Raw genomic sequence first — 4,448 nt, forward strand, 5'->3', positions numbered from 1 at the left:
CGCACATCCTGGACAACATCCCGGTCCTCTCCGGCAACGTCTCCGCCGGCAGCTGACCCAGCTCCACCCCTCCTGGTCCAGGGCCGCGTCAGCCCGTGGAGCGAAGTGACGAGGGCCCCGGCGGCGTCCTGCCGCCGGGGCCCTCGCACGCGTGGGGCCGCCCCCTCACCCCGTCCAGAAGTCCCACCACCGGGTCAGCACCAGCATCCCGATCACCCCGAGGTGCAGGGCGGGCGGGGCCCAGGCGAAGTCGGTGAAGAACGTCCGCAGCGGGCCGGGCGCGGGCAGCCGGCCGGTGCGGACGTTGTGGGCCGTGACCGCCCAGAACATCACCAGGGTCGCCACCCAGGCCAGGCAGCACCACAGGCACAGGGCGTTGATCTCGTAGAGCGACTGCACCATCAGCCAGGCGCAGAAGCCGGTGCCGAAGGCGGTGCCGGCGTTCAGTCCCAGCCAGAACCAGCGGTGGTGGCGGGCCCCGGCCAGCAGTCCGGCGCCCACGCAGACCACGGCCCCGTAGGCGGCCAGCCCGAGCATCGGGTTGGGGAAGCCGAAGACGGTGGCCTGCGCGCTCTTCATGACGCTTCCGCAGGAGACGACGGGGTTGAGGCTGCAGGCGGGCTTGAAGTCCGGGTCCTCCAGCAGGAGGAACTTGTCGAGGGTGATCACCCAGGAGGCCAGCAGTCCGGCGGCCCCGGTGGCCACCAGCAGCCAGGCCAGGGACCTGGGGGCGTCGGATCCGTCCTCGGAGCGGGTACTGGAGCGCCGCCGCTGGCGCGGGACGTCCACGGTGTTCGTTGCCATGCCGCCCATGGTCCCGCGCAGCACCGCAAACCCTGACGAACACGGGCCATTCCCGGGCAAGTTGACCTGAAGGTGTGGCGGAAACCTCTGATGCTTCCCGGACGTTTTACCGAATCCCGGACGTGATGTCAGAGCCAGGGGCTACGTTGTGCTTCCGCGAAGTGACAAGCTGCGACGGCCTGGAGCCCACCTTGAGCGATCCGTACGAGACAACCGAGGCGCACCTCGAGCGACTCCTGGGCCGCGCCCTCAACTCCTTCGACCTTCCCGACGCGTTGGTCGAGCGCCTCGGCAGCGCGCTCGCCCACAGCTCCTCCCTCTACACCACGCACCACAGCCCGTCGGCGGGGCTCTGGCGGGAGACCCACCGGCACACGTACCTGCTCTCCGACGGCGAGACGGTCTCCCTGTGGGAGCTGGCGTACCGGACGAAGGACGACCGCCACAGCCGGCACGAGGTGTTCGCCTCCCGGGAGGAGCTCTCCCTGGCCGGGGCGCGGCTCTTCGGTGAGGCCGCGGCGGAGCCGGCCCTGTCGCCGCCGCCCGGGCCGGGCGCGGCCGGGGAGGAGGGGCCGGGGTGGGGGGCGGACGGGACGGAGGAGGATCTGGCGCTGCTGAGCGCCCTGTTCGCCGCCCCGGATCCGCGGGAGCGCCACCGCGAGTACACGGTGGAGGACTCCGCGGACCACGCCCGCCGGGTGCTGCGGCGCGCGGAGAACGCCGACCGGCCCGGGCAGGAGGTGGCCGCGCTGCTGCGCTCGGCGTACGCGCACCAGATCACCCAGGCCTTCGGCGGCCGGCAGTCCCTGGCCGACGGGCGGGACGCCGGGTTCAGCCTGTACGAGCACGCCTTCGTCCTGCTGGACGGGACCGAGCTCAGCCTCTGGGAGGTCGAGCACACGGCCACCCCGGACGGGCGGCACATGTGCGAGGTCTACGCGAGCGAGCCCGCCGCCCGCGGGGCGATGGAGCTGCGCACCCGGGTCCGGTAGGACGGCAGGGCCACCGCGTCGAACGGGACATGTCCGCCCCCGGGGGCGGACATGTCCGTGAGGGTGTGCCCGGGGGCTCAGGCCCGGTCGGCCTGCTCGACGGCGGCGCCCTCGCGCTCCGAGAGCGGGACCTGCTTGCGCGGCAGGACGAACATCACCACGAAGATCAGGGCGAGCACCGCCACGACCCACCACAGCGCGCCGCGGAAGGCCTCGACGTAGGGCGCGCCGAGGACCCGGTCGTCCTCGATCGACCCGAAGAAGACCACGGAGGTCAGGGCGAGGCCGAGGGCGTTGCCCATCTGGCCGGTGGTGTTGATCAGGCCGGAGGCCGAGCCGGCGTGCTCGCGCGGCACCTGGGACAGGATGGTGTCGTTCAGCGGGGCGACGATCAGGCCCATGCCGATGCCCATGACGATCAGCGGGGCGGCCATCTGCCAGGAGGCGATCTCCATGCCGTAGCGCTGGGACTCCCAGATGTAGAGGAGCAGGCCCGCGGCCATGACCAGCGCGCCGGCCTGGAGCACCTTGCGGCCGAAGCGGGGGACGAGCTTCTCGACGGAGAGGCCGGCGGCGACGGAGACGGCGATGGAGAAGGGGATGCCGGTGCTGCCCGCGTGCAGCGGGGTCCAGCCGAGGCCCATCTGCATGTAGAGCGTCCAGACCAGGAAGAAGATGCCGGTGGCCAGGCCGAAGGCCAGCTGGACGGTGATGCCGCCGGCGAAGCTCTTGACCTGGAAGAGGGAGAGCTCGACCAGCGGGGAGCCGTCCTTCTTGATCTTGTACTTCTCGTAGACGATGAACGCGGCGAAGACGACCGGGGACGCGATCATGCAGATGAAGCCCCACAGCGGCCAGTCGTTCTCCCGGCCCTGGGTGAGCGGGTAGATCAGCAGGACCAGGGCGACGGTGGCGAGGACGACGCCGACCAGGTCGAGGCGCAGGGCCTTGGGGGCCTTGGACTCGGAGATGTACTTGCGGCCCAGGATCACGGCGGCGATGCCGACGGGCAGGTTGATCAGGAAGATCGTCCGCCATTCGAGGCCGAAGAGGTTCCACTCGGTGAGCAGCGCGCCGAGCAGCGGACCGGAGACCGCGCCGAGGCCGACGATCGCGCCGAACATGCCGAAGACCTTGCCGCGCTCGTGCGGCGGGAAGGTGACGTGGATGATCGCGAGGACCTGCGGGACCATCATCGCCGCCATGCCGCCCTGGAGGAGGCGGGAGGCGACGAGCATGGACGGGTCGGCCGCGATGCCGCAGAGCAGCGAGGCGGCGGTGAAGCCGGCGACGCCGACGAGGAAGAGGCGCTTGCGGCCGTAGATGTCACCGAGACGGCCGCCGGTGATCAGGCCGGCCGCGAAGGCGAGCGCGTAGCCCGCGGTGATCCACTGGATCGCGCTGGTCGAGGCGCCGAAGTCCTGGCGCATGCTGGGTATCGCGATGTTGACGATCGTGACGTCGACCAGGTCCATGAAGGACGCGGTCATCACGATGGCCAGCGCCAGCCAGCGGAGGCGGTCTGCGGGGGCGGCGGGGGCGGCGGGGCCTTCGGCGCCGTCCGGTGCCGCCGCGGCGGCCGCCTTCCCCTCTTCTCGTACGGGCCCGTTCTCTCTCTCGGGCGATGCTGTGGGCGTCTCGGTGCTCATGGGGAGAAACGTAGACGGGAACTAGGCCAAGGGGTGTCCTATTTACCTGGCAATCTTGAAACATGAACGACACCCCCGCCCGGCTGCTCACCCTGCTGTCCCTGCTCCAGACCCCGCGCGAGTGGCCGGGCAGTGAGCTGGCGGAGCGGCTGGGGGTGAGCGCGCGGACGATCCGGCGGGACATCGAGCGGCTGCGGGAGCTGGGGTACCCGGTGGAGGCCACGCTGGGGGCGGTCGGCGGGTACCGGCTGGTGGCGGGCGCGGCGATGCCGCCGCTGCTGCTGGACGACGAGGAGGCCGTGGCCATCGCGGTGGGGCTGCGGGCGGGGGCCGGGCATGCGATCGAGGGGGTCGAGGAGGCCTCCGTACGGGCGCTGGCCAAGCTGGAGCAGGTGCTGCCGGCCCGGCTGCGCCGCCGGGTGGGGGCGCTGCAGTCCGCGACCGTGGCGGTGACCCGGGGCGACGGGCCGAGCGTGGATCCGCGGACGCTGACGGTGATGGCCTCGGCGGTGGCGGGGCCGGAGCGGCTGCGGTTCGCGTACCGGGCGCGGGACGGGGTGGACTCGCGGCGGCTGGTGGAGCCGTACCGGCTGGTGAGCACGGGCAGCCGGTGGTACCTGGTGGCCTTCGACCTGGAGCGGGGGGACTGGCGCACCTTCCGGGTGGACCGGGTGAGCGAGCCGTTCCCGACGGGGGCGCGGTTCAGCCCGCGGCCGCTGCCGATGGAGGCGGCGGAGTTCGTGCGGCGCGGGCTGCGGGGCGGGGAGACCTACCCGGCGGACGTGTCCTTCGCGGCGGCGCCGCAGGAGCTGCCGGGCTGGCTGCGGGAGTGGGCCGTGGCGGAGGGGCGGGGGTCGCGGGTGCGCTTCGAGAGCGGGGACGCGCCGGAGTGGCTGGCGGCCCGGATGGCGCTGACGGGGCTGGAGTTCACGGTGCGGGGGCCGGAGTTCCTGGTCCGGGCGGCGGGCGCGCTGGCCGAGCGGCTGGCCGGAGCGGCGTCGGC

At 72.6% G+C, this 4,448-nt stretch carries 4 protein-coding genes; 2 read left to right on the plus strand and 2 right to left on the minus strand.

Annotated features, from left to right (window positions below):
- Positions 1 to 165: 165 nt before the first annotated feature.
- Positions 166 to 804: a vitamin K epoxide reductase family protein gene (locus tag VR44_RS36505; protein WP_045951965.1), complete on the minus strand. Its 639-nt coding sequence runs from the start codon at positions 802 to 804 to the stop codon at positions 166 to 168.
- A gap of 191 nt (positions 805 to 995) precedes the next feature.
- On the opposite strand from VR44_RS36505, the gene VR44_RS36510 reads away from it, so the two are divergent.
- The gene (locus tag VR44_RS36510; RefSeq protein ID WP_045951962.1) at positions 996 to 1,796 is read left to right on the plus strand and encodes a DUF6227 family protein; all 801 of its coding nucleotides are present in this window, start codon (positions 996 to 998) and stop codon (positions 1,794 to 1,796) included.
- A gap of 77 nt (positions 1,797 to 1,873) precedes the next feature.
- Here the strand turns inward: VR44_RS36510 and VR44_RS36515 are convergent, their stop codons facing one another.
- Positions 1,874 to 3,445 (minus strand): MFS transporter, encoded by a 1,572-nt coding sequence (locus VR44_RS36515; protein WP_045951963.1) that lies wholly within the window; start codon positions 3,443 to 3,445, stop codon positions 1,874 to 1,876.
- Between the two features lie 62 nt (positions 3,446 to 3,507).
- Here VR44_RS36515 and VR44_RS36520 point away from each other — a divergent pair.
- Positions 3,508 to 4,448, plus strand: a 941-nt coding sequence (locus VR44_RS36520; RefSeq protein ID WP_045951964.1) for a helix-turn-helix transcriptional regulator, incomplete at its 3' end; no start/stop codon positions are given.

It is taken from the genome of Streptomyces katrae (genome assembly GCF_000966975.1).
GTDB classification, from domain to species: domain Bacteria; phylum Actinomycetota; class Actinomycetes; order Streptomycetales; family Streptomycetaceae; genus Streptomyces; species Streptomyces katrae.